We start from the raw sequence: 542 nt of genomic DNA on the forward strand, positions 1-542 counted from the left end.
ACTTCTTGCCGGGAGTCAGACAGTGAGTGCTAAGATCCATTGTCAAAAGGGAAACAGCCCAGACCATCAGCTAAGGTCCCGAAGTGTGTGTTAAGTGGGAAAGGATGTGGAGTTGCCCAGACAACCAGGATGTTGGCTTAGAAGCAGCCACCATTGAAAGAGTGCGTAATAGCTCACTGGTCGAGTGACTCTGCGCCGAAAATGTAACGGGGCTAAACACACCACCGAAGCTATGGCTAGATACGGTTGTATCTGGGGTAGGGGAGCGTTGTGTATGCGTTGAAGGTGTACCGTAAGGAGCGCTGGAGAGTACACAAGTGAGAATGCCGGTATGAGTAACGAAAAGATCAGTGAGAATCTGATCCGCCGAAAGCCCAAGGTTTCCTGAGGAAGGCTCGTCCGCTCAGGGTAAGTCGGGACCTAAGGCGAGGCCGACAGGCGTAGTCGAAGGACAACAGTTTGAAATTACTGTACCACCGTAATCCGCGATGAGCGATGGGGTGACGCAGGAGGGTAGTGACGCGGACTGATGGATGTCCGTC

At 52.8% G+C, this 542-nt stretch carries 1 rRNA gene; it reads left to right on the forward strand.

The features are described from left to right. Positions 1-542, forward strand: a 23S ribosomal RNA gene (locus HYD27_RS31730); the annotation flags it as partial.

The sequence above is a fragment of the Paenibacillus sp. S150 genome, from assembly GCF_019352175.1.
GTDB lineage: Bacteria > Bacillota > Bacilli > Paenibacillales > Paenibacillaceae > Paenibacillus_AQ.